18 protein-coding genes are annotated in these 20,190 nt (G+C 64.9%); 8 read left to right on the plus strand and 10 right to left on the minus strand.

The annotated features are described in order from the left end of the window. Window positions 1–23: 23 nt before the first annotated feature. The gene (locus P0X85_RS00600; RefSeq protein ID WP_275806884.1) at window positions 24–854 is read right to left on the minus strand and encodes a ChaN family lipoprotein; all 831 of its coding nucleotides are present in this window, start codon (window positions 852–854) and stop codon (window positions 24–26) included. Next, entirely contained in the window at window positions 851–1,729 is an 879-nt protein-coding gene (locus P0X85_RS00605; RefSeq protein ID WP_275806887.1) for an RNA polymerase factor sigma-32, read from the minus strand. Before P0X85_RS00605 ends, P0X85_RS00600 begins: the two co-directional genes overlap by 4 nt. A gap of 233 nt (window positions 1,730–1,962) precedes the next feature. Here P0X85_RS00605 and P0X85_RS00610 point away from each other — a divergent pair, with 233 nt between their 5' ends. Then, window positions 1,963–3,474, plus strand: a complete 1,512-nt coding sequence (locus P0X85_RS00610) for a YifB family Mg chelatase-like AAA ATPase (protein WP_275806890.1) — start codon at window positions 1,963–1,965, stop codon at window positions 3,472–3,474. Here the strand turns inward: P0X85_RS00610 and P0X85_RS00615 are convergent. The 4 genes from P0X85_RS00615 to rsmI are packed head-to-tail and all read right to left on the minus strand — an operon-like array spanning window position 3,455 to window position 6,664. Then, window positions 3,455–4,363 carry an alpha/beta hydrolase gene (locus P0X85_RS00615; protein ID WP_275806893.1) on the minus strand — a complete coding sequence of 303 codons (909 nt, stop codon included), beginning with the start codon at window positions 4,361–4,363 and terminating at the stop codon, window positions 3,455–3,457. The genes P0X85_RS00610 and P0X85_RS00615 overlap by 20 nt on opposite strands. Beyond that, a complete protein-coding gene (gene gshB / locus P0X85_RS00620; protein WP_275806895.1) occupies window positions 4,363–5,307 on the minus strand; it encodes a glutathione synthase in 945 nt (314 codons plus the stop codon). The genes P0X85_RS00615 and gshB overlap by 1 nt, the downstream gene beginning before the upstream one ends. 58 nt (window positions 5,308–5,365) lie before the next feature. Further along, the gene (locus P0X85_RS00625) at window positions 5,366–5,725 is read right to left on the minus strand and encodes a YraN family protein (protein ID WP_275806898.1); all 360 of its coding nucleotides are present in this window, start codon (window positions 5,723–5,725) and stop codon (window positions 5,366–5,368) included. Window positions 5,726–5,758: 33 nt separating this feature from the next. After that, the gene (gene rsmI / locus P0X85_RS00630) at window positions 5,759–6,664 is read right to left on the minus strand and encodes a 16S rRNA (cytidine(1402)-2'-O)-methyltransferase (protein WP_275806901.1); all 906 of its coding nucleotides are present in this window, start codon (window positions 6,662–6,664) and stop codon (window positions 5,759–5,761) included. Between the two features lie 113 nt (window positions 6,665–6,777). On the opposite strand from rsmI, the gene P0X85_RS00635 reads away from it, so the two are divergent. Genes P0X85_RS00635 through murJ form a run of 3 tightly spaced genes read left to right on the plus strand, consistent with a single transcriptional unit; the run spans window position 6,778 to window position 12,358 of the window. Next, the gene (locus P0X85_RS00635; RefSeq protein WP_275806904.1) at window positions 6,778–7,959 is read left to right on the plus strand and encodes a penicillin-binding protein activator; all 1,182 of its coding nucleotides are present in this window, start codon (window positions 6,778–6,780) and stop codon (window positions 7,957–7,959) included. A 52-nt stretch (window positions 7,960–8,011) separates the two neighbouring features. Continuing rightward, window positions 8,012–10,804 carry a [protein-PII] uridylyltransferase gene (locus P0X85_RS00640; RefSeq protein WP_275806907.1) on the plus strand — a complete coding sequence of 931 codons (2,793 nt, stop codon included), beginning with the start codon at window positions 8,012–8,014 and terminating at the stop codon, window positions 10,802–10,804. Continuing rightward, the gene (murJ, locus tag P0X85_RS00645) at window positions 10,805–12,358 is read left to right on the plus strand and encodes a murein biosynthesis integral membrane protein MurJ (protein WP_275806910.1); all 1,554 of its coding nucleotides are present in this window, start codon (window positions 10,805–10,807) and stop codon (window positions 12,356–12,358) included. It begins immediately after the preceding gene. Window positions 12,359–12,361: 3 nt separating this feature from the next. Here murJ and P0X85_RS00650 read toward each other — a convergent pair whose 3' ends face one another. Further along, window positions 12,362–13,042: a rhomboid family intramembrane serine protease gene (locus P0X85_RS00650; RefSeq protein WP_275806913.1), complete on the minus strand. Its 681-nt coding sequence runs from the start codon at window positions 13,040–13,042 to the stop codon at window positions 12,362–12,364. A gap of 98 nt (window positions 13,043–13,140) precedes the next feature. On the opposite strand from P0X85_RS00650, the gene trpS reads away from it, so the two are divergent. Beyond that, window positions 13,141–14,181: a tryptophan--tRNA ligase gene (gene trpS, locus P0X85_RS00655; protein ID WP_275806916.1), complete on the plus strand. Its 1,041-nt coding sequence runs from the start codon at window positions 13,141–13,143 to the stop codon at window positions 14,179–14,181. Window positions 14,182–14,253: 72 nt separating this feature from the next. Here trpS and P0X85_RS00660 read toward each other — a convergent pair whose 3' ends face one another. Then, complete coding sequence (locus tag P0X85_RS00660) at window positions 14,254–15,486, minus strand: urate hydroxylase PuuD (protein WP_275806920.1); 1,233 nt, start codon at window positions 15,484–15,486, stop codon at window positions 14,254–14,256. Window positions 15,487–15,582: 96 nt separating this feature from the next. Between P0X85_RS00660 and P0X85_RS00665 the strand changes: the two genes are divergently transcribed. Next, a complete protein-coding gene (locus P0X85_RS00665; protein ID WP_275806923.1) occupies window positions 15,583–16,515 on the plus strand; it encodes a LysR family transcriptional regulator in 933 nt (310 codons plus the stop codon). Here the strand turns inward: P0X85_RS00665 and uraH are convergent. Beyond that, window positions 16,495–16,848 (minus strand): hydroxyisourate hydrolase, encoded by a 354-nt coding sequence (gene uraH, locus P0X85_RS00670; RefSeq protein WP_275806926.1) that lies wholly within the window; start codon window positions 16,846–16,848, stop codon window positions 16,495–16,497. The two genes, P0X85_RS00665 and uraH, sit on opposite strands and share 21 nt — an antisense overlap. Window positions 16,849–16,999: 151 nt before the next feature. Here uraH and puuE point away from each other — a divergent pair, with 151 nt between their 5' ends. Next, a complete protein-coding gene (gene puuE / locus P0X85_RS00675; RefSeq protein ID WP_275806929.1) occupies window positions 17,000–18,412 on the plus strand; it encodes an allantoinase PuuE in 1,413 nt (470 codons plus the stop codon). Next, window positions 18,409–18,903: an ureidoglycolate lyase gene (locus P0X85_RS00680; RefSeq protein ID WP_275806932.1), complete on the plus strand. Its 495-nt coding sequence runs from the start codon at window positions 18,409–18,411 to the stop codon at window positions 18,901–18,903. The genes puuE and P0X85_RS00680 overlap by 4 nt, the downstream gene beginning before the upstream one ends. Before the next feature lie 338 nt (window positions 18,904–19,241). Here the strand turns inward: P0X85_RS00680 and P0X85_RS00685 are convergent, their stop codons facing one another. Then, window positions 19,242–20,096 carry a bifunctional allantoicase/(S)-ureidoglycine aminohydrolase gene (locus tag P0X85_RS00685; RefSeq protein ID WP_275806935.1) on the minus strand — a complete coding sequence of 285 codons (855 nt, stop codon included), beginning with the start codon at window positions 20,094–20,096 and terminating at the stop codon, window positions 19,242–19,244. Window positions 20,097–20,190: the final 94 nt, after the last annotated feature.

Consider the following 20,190-nt stretch of genomic DNA (forward strand, 5'->3'; position numbering starts at 1 on the left):
GGCCGCACGCAAGGCCCGCGCGCCTATCGGAAGGCCTCACAGGGGTCGGGACGCTCGGTCGGGGCGGTGGCGATCCAGAAATCATAGGGCAGCCCGGTCTCGGGTTCCGCGCCCGGATCGCGCTCGATCTGGCCCAATGCGAACAGTCGGATGCCGGGCAGCGCCTTGCGGATCATCGCCGGCACGGCACGGTCGGTGCGGGCGTGCCCCGTCCCGGTGATCAGCGCCACCGGCCCGCCGGTCGTCTTGCGCGCCCGGATCACCGCGCGGGCAAAGACCGCATCGCGCAGCCGCTGCGCCGCGACGATGCCGGGCAGCGCCTCGGGGGGCAGGGCGTTGCAGTGATCGCGCTGCGCCTCGGCTTCAAGCTGGGCCTGAAGCTCGGGCGGATAGGGCTGGTCGATGCCAAAGCCTGCCGCGTCTACCCCAAGGAATTTCTCGGCCCCCTCGGCAATGGCCGCGCGCAACGCATCGCGCGGCAGGGCGGCACCGATGATAAGCGCGTCGGGCGCGGCCTCGAAAATCGGGGCGTAGAGCGCGAAATCGGGCCAGCCCGCTTCCTCCCATCCGACAGCCTCGGCCAGCGCCTCCGGGTCTGCGCGCAATTCTGGCGTGATGATCGCCGCCTGATCCGGGGTCAGCATCTCGAAGACGAGCGCCCGCGGCTTGAGCGCCGCCACCGCCGCCGCCTGATTGAGATGGTGGCCCGGATTGTCATGCACCTCGCCCAGCACCGCGATATCGGGCTGCGCGGTCTGGATGAAGGTCGGCAGCATCTGCGCCTCGATCTCCATGGCAGAGACGGGCGCGGCGAGCGTCGCGCCAAGCGCGCAGGCAAGCAGAACGTGTTTCATAGCAGAAGGTTCTGCACCTCGCCCCCGTGGCTTTCAAGGCTTTTGCGCATCTTGCCAAAGGCTTGCGCCTCAAGCTGCCGGATGCGTTCCTTGGACAAACCCAGTTCCTCGCCAAGGCTTTCAAGGGTGCGGGGCGCTTCGATCAGGCGGCGCTCTGTGACGATATACCGCTCCCGGTCCGAGAGCCGATCCATCGCCTCCCCGATCCAGCCGCGCATCAGCGCGCCGTCATGGTCTTCGGTCACGCGTTCCTCGGGACCCGGCCCGTCATCAATCAGCGTATCGACCCATTCACGGCCCTCGTCCTCGGTCGATTGGGTCGCGTTAAGCGAGAAGTCGGACCCCGAAAGCCGCCCTTCCATCATCTCCACGTCCGCGAGCGGCACACCGATCACCTCGGCCACCCGCGCCCGGATCGCCGCGCCGTCGAGCGTTACACCCTCGGCATTCGCCTCGCGCTCGATCTGCGCCTGCACGCGGCGCATATTGAAAAACAGCGACTTCTGCGAACTGGTCGAGCCTGTGCGCACCATCGACCAGTTGCGCATCACGAATTCCTGAATCGAGGCCTTGATCCACCAGACCGCGTAGGTCGAAAACCGCACACCGCGATCGGGGTCGAACTTGTCAGCGGCCTTCATCAAGCCAAGGCTCGCCTCCTGAATAAGATCGCTCATCGGCGCGCCGTAGCGGCGGAATTTCGACGCCATCGAGATCGCCAGCCGCATGTAAGCCGTCACAAGCCGGTGCAACGCCTGTTCGTCGCGGTGATCCCGCCACGCCCGTGCGAGTTCAAGTTCGGTCTCGGCGTCGAGATATTCCGCGCGCATCGCTTTGCGCGGAAGGGTCTCATCGGTCATTCCTTCGGTTGCCATCTCAGTCTCCCGGGTCTCCCACCCAACTGTTGGCCGTCCATCTTCAGAGTATGGGGCACGACTCTTCTAACTTCCCAGAGAGAATTTGGTTCCTCACGAAAAAGTTCAATCTGCCGCATATGTTTCGAGCCCTGTGCAAATTCGCACATCGACCTTACGGGCGGGACCTTGTTAACCATTCATCAACCAAGCTGCGCTAGCCGTTAACCTGTGTGAAGGGCAGGCAGGACAGCATGGTCGCCAGAACCTATACCGTCGCCTTCGAAGGCGTCGAAGCGCGCCTCGTCGAGGTGCAATGCGCGCTTGCGGCCGGGATGCCCGGTTTCTCGGTCGTGGGTCTGCCTGACAAGGCCGTGTCCGAGGCGCGCGAGAGGGTGCGCGCGGCGCTGGGGGCGCTCTCCATCGCGCTGCCGATGAAAAAGATCACGATCAACCTTTCGCCTGCGGATCTGCCCAAGGAGGGTTCGCATTTCGACCTGCCGATCGCGCTTGCGGTGCTGGCGGCGATCGGGATCATTCCGCCCGAAGACATAGAGGATTGCGTGTCGATCGGAGAATTGTCGCTCGATGGGCGGCTCATCCCGGTTGTGGGCGCCCTGCCCTCCGCCATGGCCGCCGCCGAGGCCGGGCGCGCCCTGATCTGTCCCGCCGCCTGCGGGTCAGAGGCTGCCTGGGTCGGCGCGACACAGGTCTTTGCCCCCTCGACGCTCGATGCGGCGCTGCGCCATTTCACGGGCCAATCCCCCCTGCCCCCGGCCCGCCCCGGCGAGGTGACACCCGATCCCTCCCTGCGCGATCTGCGCGATGTCAAAGGTCAGGAGCGCGCCAAACGCGCGCTGGAAATAGCCGCTGCCGGGCGGCATCATCTGTTCATGGTCGGCCCGCCCGGCGCCGGCAAATCCATGCTCGCCGCGCGGCTGCCCGGCATCCTGCCCCCTCTGAACGCCGCCGAGGCGCTGGAGACTTCGATGATCCAGTCGCTCGCCGGATTGTTATCGGATGGCGGCATCTCTCGCACCCGCCCGTTCCGGGAGCCGCATCACACCGCCTCGACCGCTGCCATGATCGGCGGCGGGCGCGGGGCGCGGCCCGGCGAAATCAGCCTCGCCCATAATGGCGTCCTGTTCATGGACGAGTTCCCCGAGTTCGCGCGCACCGTCCTTGATACGCTGCGCCAGCCCATCGAGACCGGAGAGGTCGTCGTCGCCCGCGCCAATGCCCATGTGCGCTACCCCTGCCGCTTCCTGTTGATTGCTGCGGCAAACCCTTGCAAATGCGGCCATTTCGGCGATGCGGCGCGGGCCTGTTCTCGTGCGCCGGGTTGCGCCGAAGATTATCTCGGGCGCATTTCGGGGCCGCTGATGGACCGGTTCGACCTGCGCATCGAGGTGCCGCCGGTGGGATTTGCCGATCTCGACCTGCCCGCTTCGGGCGACAGTTCCGCGACGGTAGCCGCACGCGTCGCTGCCGCCCGTGCGGTGCAAAACGCGCGCTTTTCCGCCCACCCGGCCACCCGCACCAATGCCGAGGCCGAAGGCGCAATTCTTGAACAGATCGCTGGCCCGGATGCCGAGGGGCGCGACCTGTTGACCCGTGCGGCAGAACGCTTCGGCCTCTCTGCGCGGGCCTATCATCGCATTTTGCGGGTGGCGCGCACGGTTGCCGATCTCGACGGGTCCGAGCATGTGCGCAAGCCGCATCTGGCCGAGGCGATCAGCTTCCGGCTCACCGGGGCGGCAGGCTGAGCATCTGCCGGATGGTCCGCGCCGCATCACTCAGCGCCGCACGAGCCTCGGGGATGTAACCGTCAAAGAGCTGCCAGACATGCGGCGCGCGCGGCCAGCTCTGGACCATGACCTCCGCGCCGAAGTCGCGCAGCCGCGCCGCCATGCGCAGGCTGTCATCCGCCAGAATCTCCGTTTCCGAATGCTGGATAAGAACGGGCGGCGCGCCCGGAAAGGCCGCGAAGAGGGGTGAGGCATCGGGGTGATCGGGTGCAGCGCCTTGCAGCACGAAATCCCGCGCCTCCTGCAAGCGATCAGAGGGCAGCATCGGGTCGCGGCGGGCATTGATGCGGTAACTCTCGCCACTGCCGGTCATGTCGGTCCAGGGCGAAAATGCGACCAGCCCCGCAGGTGGCGTTCCCCGTGCGCACAGCCGCGCCAAGAGCGCCAGCGCAAGCCCGCCGCCCGCGCTGTCCCCGCCCAGGACGATCCCGTCAGGCGCGTAGCCGCACGCTATCAGGTGATCCCAGACGGTCTCGGCATCGGTCATCGCGGCTGGGAAAGGATGCTCCGGGGCCAACCGATAGCCCGGCAGAATCACCTCGACCCGCGCCAGCCGCGAGATCCGCGCCGCCAGCGCCCGATGTGTTCGGGGCGAGCCCGCCAAATAACCACCGCCGTGGAAATAAAGCATGATCTTGCGCGGATCGGACACGCGCCCAGAGCGAACGGCCAACCCGCTGACCTCACCCAAAGGGACGGGAAGGCTCAGCGTGAAAGGCGGCGTTCGGAGGAAGGCGGCGCCGAACTCGGCCTGCTTACGGGCCTCGACCGGGTCTCGCACACGGCTCAGATACGGCCGCGCCGACAAGCGCAGCGCGATGTTCAAGAACTCTTGGCGCAGGCTCATCAACCCGCTCGCCGGGCCTCGATCGCCTCCCAGATCTTTGCCGCGATATTGACGCCGTCGAAGCGCTCCAACTCCTGAATGCCGGTGGGCGAGGTGACGTTGATTTCGGTCAGCCAGTTACCGATCACGTCGATGCCGACGAATATCTGACCCTTTTCGCGCAAAAGCGGGCCGATGGCCGCGCAAATTTCTTTATCGCGCGCGGTCAGGCCAACCTTCTCGGGCCGCCCGCCCACATGCATGTTCGAGCGCGTTTCGCCCGCCGCCGGCACGCGGTTGATCGCGCCCACCGCTTCGCCATCGACCAGAATGATGCGCTTGTCGCCCTTGCTGACATCGGGGACGAATTTCTGCGCGATCAGCGGCTCTCGATTGATGCCCGTGAACAACTCATGCAGCGAAGCAAGATTGCGATCGTTGGGATCGAGCCGGAAAACGCCCGCGCCACCATTGCCATAGAGCGGCTTGAGAATGATGTCGCCATGCTCGGCCTTGAAGGCGCGGATGGCCTCAAGGTCGCGCGCGATCAGTGTGGGCGGCGTGAGATCGGGGAAGCTCAGCACGAGGAGCTTCTCGGGGTAGTTGCGCACCCAGAACGGATCGTTGACGACAAGGGTCGCAGGATGAATGCGCTCGAGAATATGGGTTGTGGTGATATAGCCCATATCGAAGGGCGGATCCTGCCGCAGCCAGACAACATCGTATTCCGACAGGTCAACCTCGGCTTCGTCTCCCAACGCGAAATGGTTGCCCCGCTCGCGCCGTACCGTCAACGGCCAGCCGCGTGCGAGGACACGACCCTCGCGATAGATCAGCTTGTCGGGCGTGTAATAGAACAGAGAGTGCCCGCGCGCCTGCGCTTCCTCGGCAATGCGGAAGGTGCTGTCGGCATCGATATTGATCGCGCCGATCGGGTCCATCTGGATAGCAACTTTCAAGGCCATGCGCCCCCCTTTCATTGCCACCTTGATGCACTGCCGGCGCAGCCGATGCAATCGGGTGTCAGTTCAGGTAGAGCGCGTTTTCCAGCACTTCGATCTGACCGCCCCCGTCGACGAGTGCCAGATCATAACCCACGTCAGTCTTCTCATCGCACCCCTCGTTCGCCAGAAACTCTTCGGCGGAGCGCAGGATACGGAGCATTTGTCGCTGGGAGAGGCGTTCGGCTGCCTGCGCATGGGTTCTGGCACGCTTGACCTCTATAAAGACAACCCGCTCACCGTCGCGCGCGATCAGGTCGATCTCCCCGCCGTATTTCCCCCGCCAGCGCTGTGCCGCGATTCGACAACCGCTGCGCATGTAATGCGCCGCGACCTGCTCCTCGGCGGCCAGACCGGAATAATACGAGACAGCGCCACTCATCCTCATCCCTCTCTGCCTGGCCGTCGCTGCCGGTCAATCCTCCCGGTCGAGCGCCAGCGCAGCCTGATACACCTCCCGGCGTGGCAGGCCCAAAACCTCTGCGACCTCTGTCGCCGCATCCTTGACGCTCATATGCGCCAGACGCGCGCGCAGGGCCGTCTCCATATCCTCGGTGGAGACCGCCCGTTCATGCGGGCGATCCACGAGTACGACGACCTCTCCCTTGACGGGCGCCGTCTCCAATCCTGCCGCAAGATCCGACAGCGTGCCGCGCCGCACCTCTTCGAACCGTTTGGTGAGTTCCCGACACAGCGCCGCCTGTCTCATCTCTCCGAACTCTTGCACAGCGTCCGCTAACATTTCCCTAACGCGCTTGGGCGATTCATAAAAAACAAGCGTCGCGGGGATTTGCGCGAAACCTCGCAGCCATTTCTGGCGCGCCGATTTCGTGTTCGGCGGGAAGCCCGCGAACAGGAACCGATCCGACGGCAGCCCCGAGACCGTCAGCGCGGCCAGCACCGCCGAGGGACCGGGCGCGGCATGCACCGGCAAGCCCGCCGCGATCGCCGCACGTCCCAGTTGGTAGCCCGGATCGGCCACCAGAGGCGTCCCCGCTTCCGAGGCATAGACCACCGACTTACCCTCCTCCAGCGCGCGGAGGATACGCGGGCGGGCGGTCTCGCCGTTATGGTCGTGATAGGGGATCATCGGCCTCTGGGCGAGCGCGACACCATGGATATCCATGAGATGGCGCAGCGTGCGGGTATCCTCCGCCGCGATCACATCCGCATCACGCAGGATATCGAGCGCGCGCAGCGTAATGTCGCGCGCGGCCCCGATCGGGGTCGCAATGAAATAGAGCCCCGGCGCGAGCTGCGCTCCGCCTGCTGCCCTGCGCGGCTCCGGCGAAACTTTGCCCGCGCTGTCCGAATGATCCATCCGTTGCCCTCACTGCCCTTGCTGGAACGTTTACTTCGAGACGCGATACGCTTAGGGTTCGGGACGCCTCGGGTCCCCTGACCCGCCCTGTCTGCTTATCAGAGGACGCCCTCATGTTTGCCATTTTACGTAACAACCGCAACCCATTGCTGCGAATCGGCGCCCTGTTTTCCGCCCTCTGGCTGGCCGCCTGCGAGCCGATCCCGTTGAGCGGCGGCAATACCGGTCAGCGGGTCGACACTTCAACCCCGATTCCGGTGGCGCTTCTGGTGCCGGGCGGTTCGGGCAGCTCGGACGAAGAGACCATCGCGCGTGCGCTGCGCCAATCGGCACAGCTTGCGATCAGCGACCTCAAGGACGTGCGTATCGACCTGCGGGTCTACAATACCGGCGGCAATGCCGGACAAGCGGCGCAGGTCGCGGCCAAGGCCGTCGATGAGGGTGCCAAGATCATTCTGGGACCGGTCTTTGCCGAGGCCGCCAATGCCGCGGGCCTCGCCGTCGCACCGCGCAATGTGAACGTTCTGGCCTTCTCGAACAACACCGCCATTGCGGGCGGCAACGTCTTCGTGCTTGGCCCGACCTTCCCGAATACGGCCAACCGTCTTGCCCGCTACGCCTCGGCCACCGGCAAGAAGCGCATCCTCGTCGTGCATGAGCAAACCCCCGCAGGTGAGATCGGTGCCGCCGCCATCGAAGGTGCGGTCGCGCGCGCCGGCGGCTCGGTCGTGAGCAAGGCCAGCTTCCCGTTCTCGCAGCAGGGCGTGAGCAGCGCCGTGCCGCAGATCGCGCAGCGCGTGAAGGCGGGTGACGTCGATGCGCTGTTCATGACCGCCGATGCGGCGGGCGCGCTTCCGCTTCTGGCGCAGATGCTGCCCGAGCAGGGCGCAGGCCCCGCCACCGCGCAGTATATCGGCCTGACCCGTTGGGACGTGCCGCCGGCGACGCTGAGCCTTCCGGGGCTGCAAGGCGGCTGGTTCGCCCTGCCCGATCCGGCGCTCAACAACCAGTTCCAGGCGCGCTATCAGGCCGCCTATGGCGAAGCGCCCCACCCGATCGCGGGCCTCGCCTATGACGGGATCGCGGCGATTGGCGCTTTGGTGAAATCGGGCAATCCGAACGCGCTCACCAAGGCTGGCCTCACGCAGGGCTCTGGCTTTGCCGGGGTGAACGGCATCTTCCGCCTGCGCCCCGACGGCTCCAATGAGCGCGGCCTCGCCATCGCCACCGTGCGCAACGGGCAGGCCGTGGTCATCGACCCCGCGCCACGCAGCTTCGGGGGCGCCGGTTTCTGACCCGGCGCCGCCCCAACACCACCACCAACCCGACTGAACGGGACATGACCAAGTGAACGACACGATCACCTCCGCCCCGGCCCCACAGGCCGGGGCCTCTGCCACCCGGACCTACTCCGAAGCCCCCCTTCTGCTCGACCCGCAGCGGCTTGAAGCCGAGCTGGACGCGGCCATTTCCGGTGTCGAAACCGACAAGGATGTGCGCAAGGCCGTCGTGCAGTTTCTCGACACCGCGCGCGGCGAGGCCACCGCTTACATAGAGGCCGATTTCAGAGGGCATCCGCGCGCCGCACGGGATACGGTGCGCGCCTATTCCGATATGACCGACGGCATCGTCCGCTCGATCCTTCAGGTGGCCACCCGCCGCCTGCATCCGCTGCCCACCCCGACCGAAGCCGAAAAGATCGCCGTGCTCTCCGTCGGAGGCTATGGCCGCGCCGAGATGGCGCCGCATTCCGATGTCGATCTGCTGTTCCTGACGCCGTGGAAAATCACACCCTGGGCCGAGAGCGTGATCGAGTCGATGCTCTACATGATGTGGGACCTCAAGCTGAAGGTCGGCCACTCCTCGCGCACGATCGACGATTGCCTGCGGCTCGGGCGTGAGGATTACACGATCCGCACCGCCCTTCTGGAGCACCGCTTCATCGACGGCGACGAGGCGCTGGCCACCAAACTCACCGCCAAGCTGCACACCGATCTGTTCCGCGGCACCGGCGCCGAGTTCATCGAGGCCAAGCTCGCCGAGCGCGCCGAGCGCCACAAGCGCCAAGGCGGGCAGCGCTATGTTCTCGAGCCCAATGTCAAAGAGGGCAAAGGGGGCTTGCGCGACCTCCAGACGCTTTACTGGATCGCGAAATATATTCACCTCGTGGACCGCGCGGCCGAACTGGTCGATCTGGGCCTGTTCTCCGCCGAGGAATACCGCGTCTTCCGCGATGCCGAGGATTTCCTCTGGGCCGTGCGCTGCCATCTGCACCTGATCGCGCATCGGGCTTCGGATCAGCTAACCTTCGATGCGCAAGTCGAGGTGGCCGCGCGTATGGGCTATGCCGACACCGCCGGACGGCGCGCGGTTGAGGTCTTCATGCAGGACTATTTCCGCCATGCGACGCAGGTGGGCGAGGTCACGCGCATCTTCCTCACCGCGCTCGAAGCGCGGCACGTCAAAACCGCCCCCGTCCTGCAACGCATCTTCCGTCGCCGCCGCAAGCTGCGCGCACCCTATTCGGATGACAATGGGCGCATCAACATCGCCGACACCAAGGCGTTTCTCGCGGAAAAGGTGAACCTGCTGCGGCTGTTCGAAGAGGGGCTGCGCACCGGGATGCTCATTCACCCGGACGCTATGCGGGTCGTGACCGCGAACCTGCATCTGATCGACGACGAGCTACGCGAGAACCGCGAGGCGCGGCGGATTTTCCTCGACCTGCTGCTCAAGCACGGCAACCCGGAACGCGCGCTGCGGCGGATGAACGAGCTGGGCGTGCTCTCGGCCTTCATCCCCGAATTCGAGCCGATCGTGGCGATGATGCAGTTCAATATGTATCACAGCTACACGGTGGACGAGCACACCATCCAGTGCATCTCCAACCTCGCCCAGATCGAGCGCCACGAGCTGATCGAAGAGCTGCCGCTCTCATCGCATATCCTTGACGAAGGGGTGAACCGGCGCGTGCTCTATGTGGCGCTACTGCTCCATGATATCGGCAAAGGTCGCCCCGAGGACCACTCGATCCTCGGCGCGCAGATCGCACGCAAGGTCGCGCCCCGCTTGGGGCTGAACGCCAAGGAATCGGAACTCGTGGAATGGCTGGTACGCCACCACCTGCTGATGTCCGATGTGGCGCAGAAGCGTGACCTGTCCGACCCCCGGACAATCCGCGACTTCGCCAAGCAGATGAAATCGCGCGAGCGGCTCGACCTGCTCACCGTGCTGACGGTGTGCGACATTCGCGGCGTCGGCCCGAATGTCTGGAACAACTGGAAGGCGACGCTCCTGCGGCGGCTCCATTCCGACACGGCGCGCGCGCTCGAACATGGGCTTGAAGCCGTCAACCGCGAGCAGCGCACGAACGAGGCCAAGAAGGCGCTCCGCGAGGAGCTTGCCAACTGGGACCCCAAGGCCATGCGCGCCGAACTCGCCCGCCATTACGATCCCTACTGGCAAGGTCTGACGACCGAGACCCAGCTGATCTTCGCGGAACTGCTGCGCGATCTCGAAGATCACGAGATCCGTATCGACCTGCATCCCGACCCCGACCACGACGCAACTCGCGCGGCCTTTGCGCTGGCCGATCATCCGGGCATCTTCTCGCGGCTCGCAGGCGCGCTCGCTCTGGTCGGCGCGAACGTGGTGGATGCGCGGACCTATACCTCCAAGGACGGTTACGCGACCGCCGTCTTCTGGGTGCAGGATGCCGAAGGCCACCCCTATGAGGCCTCGAAACTGCAGCGCCTGAGGACCATGATCGAGAAGACGCTGAAGGGTGAAGTCGTCGCCCGCGAGGCGCTCAAGGACCGTGACAAAGTCAAGAAACGCGAGCGTGAGTTCCGCTTCCCGACGCATATCACCTTCGACAACGAGGGCTCGGAGCTTTACACCATCGTCGAGGTCGATACCCGCGACCGCCCCGGTCTGCTCTATGACCTGACGCGCGCGCTGGCCTCCTCCAATATCTACATCGCCTCTGCCGTGATCGCGACCTATGGCGCGCAGGTCGTCGACAGCTTCTATGTCAAGGACATGTTCGGCTTGAAACTCCATTCGAAATCCAAGCGCGACGCGCTGGAAAAACGGCTGCGCGACGCGATTGCGTCGGGCGCGCAGCGGGCGGGCAACTGAATGCAGCCGATCCGGCTTGTCAGCGGCTTTCTGACGGTGGGCGTATGGACGCTCGCCAGCCGCATTCTGGGCTTTGCCCGCGACATGATGATCGCCGCCTATCTGGGCACCGGCCCCGTGGCCGAAGCCTTCCTGATCGCGTTTTCGCTGCCCAACATGTTCCGCCGCTTCTTTGCCGAGGGCGCGTTCAACATGGCCTTCGTGCCGATGTTCTCGAAAAAGCTCGAAGGCGGCGAGGATGCGACGGGGTTTGCCCGCGAGGCGATGTCGGGGCTCGCAACGGTGCTGATCGCGCTGACCCTCGTGGCGATGGTGGCGATGCCGTGGCTGGTGCTGGCGATGGCGTCGGGCTTTGCGGCGGATGAACGCTTTGCGCTGGCGACACATTTCGGGCGGATTGCCTTTCCCTATATCCTGTTCATCTCGCTCGCAGCGCTGCTTTCGGGCGTGCTGAACGCGGCCGGGCGCTTCGCCGCCGCCGCCGCCGCGCCCGTCCTCTTAAACGTCGTCTTTGTCTGTGCGATGATCGCGGCGGATGCGATGGGTTGGCCGATTGGCGAGGCCCTGGCATGGGCCGTGCCGGTCGCGGGCATCGCGCAACTGGTGCTCGTCTGGGTGGCTGCGAAACGCGCGGGCTACACGATCCTGCCAAGCCGCCCCACCCTCTCGCCTGAGATGAAACGCCTCGCCCGGATCGCGGCCCCTGCGATGCTTGCGGGCGGCGTGGTGCAGATCAACCTGCTTGTCGGGCGTCAGGTCGCCTCGCATTTCGAGGGGGCCATCGCGTGGCTCAACTATGCCGACCGGCTCTATCAACTACCGCTCGGCGTGGTCGGCATCGCCATCGGCGTCGTGCTTTTGCCGGACCTGTCCCGCAAGCTGCGCGCGGGCGACACGGCTGGCGGGCAACATTCCTTCTCCCGTGCGGGCGAGTTTGCACTGGCGCTCACCATCCCGTCCGCCGTGGCGCTCGCCGTTATCGCGCTTCCCATCGTCTCGGTCCTCTACGAACGGGGCCGCTTCGATACCGAGGACAGCCTCGCCACCGCTTGGGCGGTTGCGATCTACGGGCTGGGGCTCCCGGCCTTCGTACTGCAAAAAGTGCTCCAGCCGCTCTTCTTCGCCCGCGAGAATACCCGTGCGCCCTTCTATTACGCCGTGGCCGCGATGGTGGTGAATGCGGGCATCGCCATCGGCCTTGCGCCAGTGATCGGCTACCTCTCGGCGGCCATCGCGACGACGCTGGCGGGTTGGGCGATGGTGTTCCAGCTCTGGCGCGGCGCGCGCCCGATGGGTGAGGCCGCCCGGTTCGATACGCGCTTCCGCACCCGCCTGCCCCGGATCGTCGCCGCCTCGCTTTTCATGGGGGCGGTTCTCTGGGGCGTGGCGTGGGTACTCAATGATGCGTTCTACTCGGCGGGATGGCGCTATCTGGCGCTGCTCGCCCTGATCGCCTCGGGCATTGTCAGCTACTTCGCCTTTGGCGCGAAGATCGGCGCGTTCCGCATGTCGGATTTCCGCTCGGCGGTTCGGCGTAGCACGCCGCGCGGGTGACGCTTAGCGGCGGCGGATACGGGCCAGCGCCCGCCGCCAGCCCCCCGGCGCGACAAGGAAGCTGATGAAGAAACCGGAGGCCGCGCCAACGACCTCGGCGAGCCAATCCGAGCGCGCGCCGAAAATCAGGCTGAAAACCAGCTGAATACCCAGCAGAAAGCCAATCAGCGAAAACGCCCGCATCTGGTTGGCGTTTTCCTGCCCAAGCCGCGTCCAGAGGATCCATGTAAACGCCCCGACAAGCCCGTAAACCGCCGGGTAGCCGCCATAGAGCGCAGCCTCAAACCCCACCGCCGTATGCGCCAGCGCGCCCAAGATCGACGCCCCGAAGAACACCGCCAGAACCGCCCAAGGCCGGAAGATCTCGGCCACCATCTTGCCCAGCGCAAGGATGAAAACGATCACCATCAGCGAATGGGTGAAGGAGCCATGGACGAACGGGTAGGTCACGATCCGCGCGACATGCCGCCACGGGTAGATCCCCTGCTCGATCATGGTGCGCAGGATCGTCGGGTCGAAGGCAAAGCGCTGCAACGCATCGAGCCGCCAGCCGCGCGACATCTCGCCGGCCAGACCCTGCCCGCCAATCGCGAACAGGATTTCGCCGATCACCACCGGCGCGACCAGAAGCCAGACGACCGGCGGCAGCGGATTGATCGGATGTTCGTCGTAACCTTCGCGCATCGCGCCCTCCCTGCGGGCGGGGTCCGGTTGACGCCCCGCGCGCTTTAGCGATAAGCGAGCGGAGACAAGATTTCCAGCCTGCGCGACAGGAGCGCCCGATGACTGAGACCCAGACCAACCCCAACGCGAATTTCAAACGCCGGATCTTTTCGGGGATTCAGCCCTCTGGGAACCTCACGCTCGGTAACTATCTGGGTGCTCTGAAGCGCTTTGCCGAAAAGCAGAACGAGGGGATCGAGACGATCTTTTGCATCGTCGATCTGCACGCCGTGACCGTCTGGCAGGAGCCGGAGGCGCTCAAGCGGCAGACGCGCGAACTGGCGGCGGGCTATCTGGCGTCCGGGATCGACCCCGAGCGCTCGATCCTGTTCAACCAGTCGCAGGTGAGCGCGCATGCCGAGATGGGCTGGCTTCTAAACTGCGTGGCCCGGCTCGGCTGGATGAACCGGATGACCCAGTTCAAGGATAAGGCGGGCAAGAATGCCGAGAAGGCCTCGCTCGGGCTTTACGCCTACCCCGCGCTGATGGCGGCGGACATCCTTGTCTACCACGCAACCGAGGTGCCGGTTGGCGAAGACCAAAAGCAGCACGTGGAACTGACCCGCGACATCGCGGCCAAGTTCAACCATGACTACAAGACCGAGTTCTTCCCGGCCCCGGCCCCGGTGATCGAGGGCGCCGCCACCCGCGTCATGAGCCTGCGGGACGGGTCGAAGAAGATGTCGAAGTCCGATCCCTCCGACGCGAGCCGGATCAATCTGACGGACACCGCCGACCAGATCGCCAAGAAGATCCGCAAGGCCGTGACCGACCCGGAGCCGCTGCCCGAAACGCTGGACGGGCTTGAGGGCCGGGCCGAGGCCAAGAACCTCGTGAATATCTACGCCGCGCTTTCTGGCAAGACGCCGGCAGAGGTGCTGGGCGAGTATGGCGGCGCGGGCTTTGGCACTTTCAAACCGGCGTTGGCCGATCTGGCCGTGTCGGTGATGGAGCCGATCACGACCGAGATGAACCGCCTGATGCAGGACCCCGCCGAGATCGACCGCATCCTGGGTCGCGGAGCCGAGCGGGCCGAGGCCATCGCACGCCCGATCCTCGACCGGACGCTCGACATCATGGGGATGGTACGCTCGCGCTAAGCGCGGACCGGGGGCTTCGCGTCCCGCCCCCGCTGAGTATTTTGGGTTTAAAGAAAGCGGGCCGTCTGGGGGTCACGGCTTTGTGGCGCCTTGATACCATGCGGTGATGATCTGGCGCGCTTCGGGGTCGAGCTCAAAGGCGTTGGGCGGCGGCATCGCGTGGCTTGCGCCGGCTTGCAGAAATATCTGGCGGGCGTGGCGGGCGATGTCTGCCTCGGTTTCGAGCGTCACACCTTTGGGCGGCCAGTGCATACCCTCCCAACTGGGTTCGCGGGCGTGGCACATCGAGCAACTTCCGACCACCGTGTCATAGGCCTCGGCAAATCCCGGCGCGGCGGCGAAGCGTTGCTCCGAGGCGGTCAGCGGGCGGGCCTCGGCTTCCTCCAGCGTCTCGCCCTGTTGACCCATCGACAGCCACACGATCAGAGCGAAGATCAGCGCGGTCAGCCCCCAGGTCCAGAGTGGCCCCTTGCCGGTCTTGTGCATCGTGTTGAAGTAATGCCGGATCGTCACGCCCGTCAAAAAGATCAGGCAGGCGATGATCCAGGCATGCTTGGTCGCGAAGGCCAGCGGGTAATGGTTCGACAGCATCAGGAACACCACCGGCAGTGTCAGGTAGTTGTTATGCGTCGAGCGCAACTTGGCGATCTTGCCGTATTTGGCATCCGGCACGCGGCCTGCCTTGAGATCGGCCACCACGATGCGCTGGTTCGGCATGATCTGGAAGAACACGTTGCCGGTCATGATCGAGGCGGTGAAGGCCCCCAGATGCAGAAGCGCCGCGCGCCCGGTAAAGATCTGGTTGTAGCTCCAGGACATCGCCACGAGGATCGCAAACAGGATCAGCATCAGCGCGGTCGGGTTTTCTCCAAGGCGCGATTTGCACAGCTGGTCATAGGCGATCCAGCCGATCGTCAGCGAGCCCGCCGAGATCAGCACACCCTGCCAGAGCGCCAGTTCCACCTTGCCCGGATCGAGCAGATAAAGCTCTCCCCCGACCCAGTAGACGATCATCAACAGCGCCGCCCCCGAGAGCCATGTCGAATAGCTTTGCCATTTATGCCAGGTGAGATGCTCGGGCAGGCGATCCGGGGCCACGAGATATTTGACGGTGTGATAGAAGCCGCCGCCATGGACTTCCCATTCCTCGCCATAGGCACCCTTGGGAAGGTCCGGCGCCGGGCGCAGCATCAGATCGAGCGCGATGAAATAGAACGAGGCGCCAATCCAGGCCATCGCGGTGACCACATGCAACCAGCGCACCCCGAACCCCAGCCAGTCCCACGCCACCGAAAGCTCATACATCGTCGTCTCCTGTCTCGCCTGCGCGCCAGTCTATGCGCGGCGGATTTCTTCTGCTATTCCCCGCAAAGGTTAAGCAGCATCAAAAAAACCCGAAGAATGTCTTATCTCGACAATATACGCACCTTCGTCCGCGTCTACGAGCTTGGCAGCATGTCCGCTGCGGGCCGTGACCTGCGGATCTCTCCGGCGGTGATTTCGGCGCGTATTTCTCAGCTTGAGGATCATCTCGGCGTGCGGCTGTTTCAACGCACAACGCGCAGCCTCACCCCGACCGAACAGGGGCAATCGTTTTATCGGGGTGCGACCGAAATCCTTGAGGCGGTCGAGAGCGCAGAGGCGCAGATCGTCAATATCACCGAGAACTTGCGCGGGTCACGCTATATCGCCGCACCGCTGGGCGTTGGGCGGCGACTGATCGCTCCACAAGTCCCTGATTTCCTGAAAGATTACCCAGAGGTCAGCGTCCGCCTGCGATTGACCGACCGCAAGGTCGATCTGACGACGGAGGGTCTTGATCTGGCCTTCTTCCTCGGACAGCCCGAGGATAGCAATCTGCGCATCCGCAAGATCGCCGATGTCGAGCGGGTGCTTTGCGCCGCGCCCGATTACATCGCGCGGCGGGGCATGCCGAAAAGTGGCGACGATCTTCTGGCGGGGCGGCACGAATGCCTGAACCTGCGCTTTCCCGGCGCAACCGAATTCCAATGGCGTTTGCAGACAGCGACGGGGCCGAAACGGTTTCGGGTCGCAGGGCGCTACGAGTCGGATGACGGCGATGTGCTCACGGATTGGGCGCTGGCCGGACACGGGGTCGCGCTCAAACCGGTCTTCGATATCGCCGATCATCTGCGCAGCGGCGCACTTGTCCCGGTCGCCTGCGATACCCCGCCCGAGCCGATCCAGATGGCCTGTCTGTTCACCCATCGGCGCAGGCAGGACCCCAAGACCCGCCTGTTCATGGAATTCATGATCGAACGGATCGCCGCGACGATCCGGCGTCAGGACCCCTCAGCTCCCCCGGTAGGTTGAGTAGCCAAAAGGCGAAAGCAGGAGCGGCACATGGTAATGCGCGGGCTCCGACATGCCGAAACGGATCGGGACCTCATCGAGAAAACGCGGGGTCTCGGGCGGGGTTCCGCTTGCATCGAGATAGGCGCCGGCGTGAAAGACCAGCTCATAGGTGCCGGTCTGGAACTCGGCCGCGGGCAAAATATGGCTATCGGTACGGCCATCGGCATTGGTCGTCAGGCTGCGCAGGTGATGCCGCTCGGCCCCGGCAATGCGATACAGGTCAATCCGCAGCCCCGCCGCCGGGACACCGCGCGCGGTGTCGAGAACATGGGTGGTCAGATATCCGCTCATGGGCGCGCTCCTTTCGGGTTTGCGTCTTTCTATGCGTCTTGCCAATCTGAACACAAAGCCGATGCGCCAAAAGGCTGTTTTCGGATTTTTTTGAAAAAAGACTCGAATTTTCGGGTTTATGACTTGTCAAAACAAAAAGGAACCTTGGACAGTGACACGTTATCCGCGCGACATGACGGGATATGGTGGCCATCCGCCTGCGGCCAACTGGCCGAACGGGGCGCGGATCGCCGTGCAGATCGTGCTCAACTATGAAGAAGGCGGCGAGAACAACGTCCTGCATGGCGATGCCGCCTCCGAGGCTTTTCTCTCCGAGATCACCGGTGCGCAGCCATGGCCGGGGCAGCGGCACTGGAACATGGAGTCGATCTACGAATATGGCGCGCGCGCCGGGTTCTGGCGGCTGCACCGTATGCTCGGTTCTCTGCCGATCACGGTCTACGGCGTCGCCACGGCCCTCGCGCGCTCGCCCGAGCAGGTGGCGGCGATGCAGGCCTCTGGCTGGGAGATCGCGAGCCACGGGCTGAAATGGGTCGAGCATAAGGATATGCCCGAAGCGGAGGAGCGCGCCCAGATCCGCGAGGCGATCCGGCTGCATACCGAGGTCACGGGCAGCCCCCCGCGCGGCTGGTATACCGGGCGCTGCTCGATGAACACGGTGCGGCTTGCGGCGGAAGAGGGCGCGTTTGCCTATATCGCCGACAGCTATGCCGACGACCTGCCCTACTGGATGGAGATCGGCGCGCGCGATCAGCTGATCGTGCCCTACACGCTTGATTGCAACGACATGCGCTTTGCCATTCAGGCGGGGTTCACCGCGGGCGACCAGTTCGAGACCTATCTGCGCGACAGTTTCGACACGCTTTATGCGGAGGGGCTGGCTGGCGCGCCGAAAATGCTTTCGATCGGGCTGCATTGCCGACTGATCGGGCGTCCGGGCCGGGCGGCCGCGCTCAAGCGGGTGATCGAGTATTTCAAGGGCCATGAGGGCGTCTGGTTCGCCACGCGCGAGCAGATCGCGGATCACTGGGCGGCGGCCCATCCGCATCTGCGCAAGGCACGCCCTTCGCAGATGAGCCGGGACGCGTTCGTTTCGGCCTTTGGCGGGATTTTCGAGCATAGCGCATGGATCGCCGAACGCACCCATGAGCGCGAGCTTGGCCCGGCGCATGATACGGCCCTCGGGCTGCACAGCGCACTGGCGCGGGTCTTCCGTTCCGCCAGCGCGGCGGAACGGCTGGGCGTGCTGACCGCGCACCCGGATCTGGCAGGTAAGCTTGCGCAGGCCAAACGGCTCACGGCGGAGTCGACCGCCGAACAGGCGGGCGCCGGCCTCGACGCGCTGACCGACGAAGAACGTGCGACCTTTACCGAGTTGAACGCGGCCTATACTGCGAAATTCGGATTCCCCTTCATCATCGCCGTGCGCGACAACACCAAGGCCTCGATCCTGAGCGCCTTCCGTCGCCGCATCGAGAATGACCGGGCGCGCGAATTCGCCGAAGCCTGCCGGCAGGTCGAGCGGATCGCCGAGCTGCGCCTGATCGAGAAGCTCGGCGGATGAGCGCGCGGATCGTGATCCAGCCGCTCACCCCGGAGGCGTTCGCGCCGTTCGGAGACGTGCTGGAGGCCGTGGGCGACCCGGACAAGATCATCAATCAAGGCCTGTGCGGGCGCTATCACGACCGCGCCCGGCTGGATTTCGGCACCGGGCGCGCGGGGATCAGCCTGTTCAAGGCGGAGCCGCGCAGCCTGCCCTATCGGCTCGATCTGGTGGAACGGCATCCCGAGGGCAGTCAGGCGTTCATCCCGATGAGCCTCGACCCGTTTCTGGTGATCGTGGCCCCCGATGAGGGCGATCGCCCCGGCACGCCACGCGCCTTTCTGACCGCGCCCGGACAGGGGATCAACTTCCACCGGGGGACATGGCATGGCGTGCTGACACCGCTGGCCGCGCCGGGACTTTTCACCGTGATCGACCGGATCGGCGATGGACCAAATCTTGAGGAACATTGGTTCGATCAGCCACCGCTCGTGGTTTCGGAACACCCCTAGACCGCGCAGGTCGAGGGATATGCTGCGTCGGTTGGACACGGGCAGGGAGGCCCGGTCCAAACCCGAAAAAACTCAGGGAGGAGAACCACATGGGGCTCATACCGCAGATGGGCGCGCTGGTCGAGGCGCTGCCGAGCGCAGTTCTCGGCTGTGGTGCTGAACATCGTGTTCAACGGTGGCACGAAAGTCGATGAGGAGGAGCTGCGCGAGGCCGCGATGCAGGCTGATAGCGGGCACTAAGCCGTTCCGTCCGGCGGCACACCCGCCGGACGTCCCATCACACGAAAAGCGGCGCAGAAACCCTGCGCCGCTTTTTTCTGTCGGATCGGAGCCCGGTGTCAGGTACAGCGCGCGCCGCCGCCGTAAGTGCCAGCAGGCCGGAGCGTCATATGGCGGTTCACATCCTTGTAGAGCAAATAGCGGAACTTGCCCGGCCCGCCCGCGTAACACGCCTGCGGGCAGAAGGCGCGCAGCCACATGTAATCGCCCGCTTCGACCTCGACCCAGTCATTGTTCAACCGATAGACCGCCTTGCCTTCGAGCACGTAAAGCCCGTGCTCCATCACATGCGTCTCCGCAAAGGGGATCACCCCGCCGGGTTCAAAGGTAACGATGGTGACATGCATGTCGTGGCGCAGATCGGACGGGTCCACGAAGCGGGTCGTCGCCCATTTGCCATCGGTGCCGGGCATTGGAGTCGGGGCGATGTCCTTCTCGTTCAGGATGAGCACATCGGGGCGATCCAGCCCTTCGACCGCCTCATAGGCCTTGCGAATCCAGTGGAAGCGCAGAACGTCCGCCCCACGATTGTGCAGAACCCAGTCGCTCGCCGGCGGCAGGTAGGCATAGCCCCCCGGCACCAGCTCATGAGTAGCACCATTGACCGTGAGCGTCGCGCTGCCCTCGACCACGAACAGCACCGCCTCCGCCTCGGGATCGGTTTCGGGACGGTCAGACCCGCCGCCCGGCTGCACTTCCATGATGTATTGCGAGAAGGTCTCGGCAAACCCGCTCAGCGGGCGCGACAGAACCCAAAGCCGCGTGCCCTCCCAGAAGGGCAGAAAGCTGGTGACGATGTCGCGCATCGTGCCTTTGGGGATCACCACGTAGGCCTCGGTAAAGATCGCGCGGTCGGTCAGAAGCTGCTCCTGACCCGGATGTCCTCCGTGCGGCGCGAAATACTTGGTGCTCATGGGCGCTCCTGAAATCTGGGGCTGTTGGTCACGACTATGCGACAGGGGGCGAGGGGGAACCAGACGCAAAGCGACGAGATGTGCTTTCGGATGG

It is taken from the genome of Pseudothioclava nitratireducens (genome assembly GCF_029210495.1).
Taxonomy (GTDB): Bacteria; Pseudomonadota; Alphaproteobacteria; order Rhodobacterales; family Rhodobacteraceae; genus Pseudothioclava; species Pseudothioclava nitratireducens.

Excerpts from the sequence above, each read along its gene's own strand:
- P0X85_RS00625 (WP_275806898.1), bottom strand. The coding sequence starts at position 5,725 with ATGAGTGGCGCTGTCTCGTATTATTCCGGTCTGGCCGCCGAGGAGCAG.
- P0X85_RS00685 (WP_275806935.1), bottom strand. The coding sequence starts at position 20,096 with ATGAGCACCAAGTATTTCGCGCCGCACGGAGGACATCCGGGTCAGGAG.
- P0X85_RS00635 (WP_275806904.1), top strand. The coding sequence starts at position 6,778 with ATGTTTGCCATTTTACGTAACAACCGCAACCCATTGCTGCGAATCGGC.
- P0X85_RS00665 (WP_275806923.1), top strand. The coding sequence starts at position 15,583 with ATGTCTTATCTCGACAATATACGCACCTTCGTCCGCGTCTACGAGCTT.
- P0X85_RS00610 (WP_275806890.1), top strand. The coding sequence starts at position 1,963 with ATGGTCGCCAGAACCTATACCGTCGCCTTCGAAGGCGTCGAAGCGCGC.
- P0X85_RS00600 (WP_275806884.1), bottom strand. The coding sequence starts at position 854 with ATGAAACACGTTCTGCTTGCCTGCGCGCTTGGCGCGACGCTCGCCGCG.
- P0X85_RS00660 (WP_275806920.1), bottom strand. The coding sequence starts at position 15,486 with ATGTATGAGCTTTCGGTGGCGTGGGACTGGCTGGGGTTCGGGGTGCGC.
- murJ (WP_275806910.1), top strand. The coding sequence starts at position 10,805 with ATGCAGCCGATCCGGCTTGTCAGCGGCTTTCTGACGGTGGGCGTATGG.
- rsmI (WP_275806901.1), bottom strand. The coding sequence starts at position 6,664 with ATGGATCATTCGGACAGCGCGGGCAAAGTTTCGCCGGAGCCGCGCAGG.
- trpS (WP_275806916.1), top strand. The coding sequence starts at position 13,141 with ATGACTGAGACCCAGACCAACCCCAACGCGAATTTCAAACGCCGGATC.
- uraH (WP_275806926.1), bottom strand. The coding sequence starts at position 16,848 with ATGAGCGGATATCTGACCACCCATGTTCTCGACACCGCGCGCGGTGTC.
- P0X85_RS00650 (WP_275806913.1), bottom strand. The coding sequence starts at position 13,042 with ATGCGCGAAGGTTACGACGAACATCCGATCAATCCGCTGCCGCCGGTC.
- P0X85_RS00680 (WP_275806932.1), top strand. The coding sequence starts at position 18,409 with ATGAGCGCGCGGATCGTGATCCAGCCGCTCACCCCGGAGGCGTTCGCG.
- gshB (WP_275806895.1), bottom strand. The coding sequence starts at position 5,307 with ATGGCCTTGAAAGTTGCTATCCAGATGGACCCGATCGGCGCGATCAAT.
- P0X85_RS00605 (WP_275806887.1), bottom strand. The coding sequence starts at position 1,729 with ATGGCAACCGAAGGAATGACCGATGAGACCCTTCCGCGCAAAGCGATG.
- P0X85_RS00615 (WP_275806893.1), bottom strand. The coding sequence starts at position 4,363 with ATGAGCCTGCGCCAAGAGTTCTTGAACATCGCGCTGCGCTTGTCGGCG.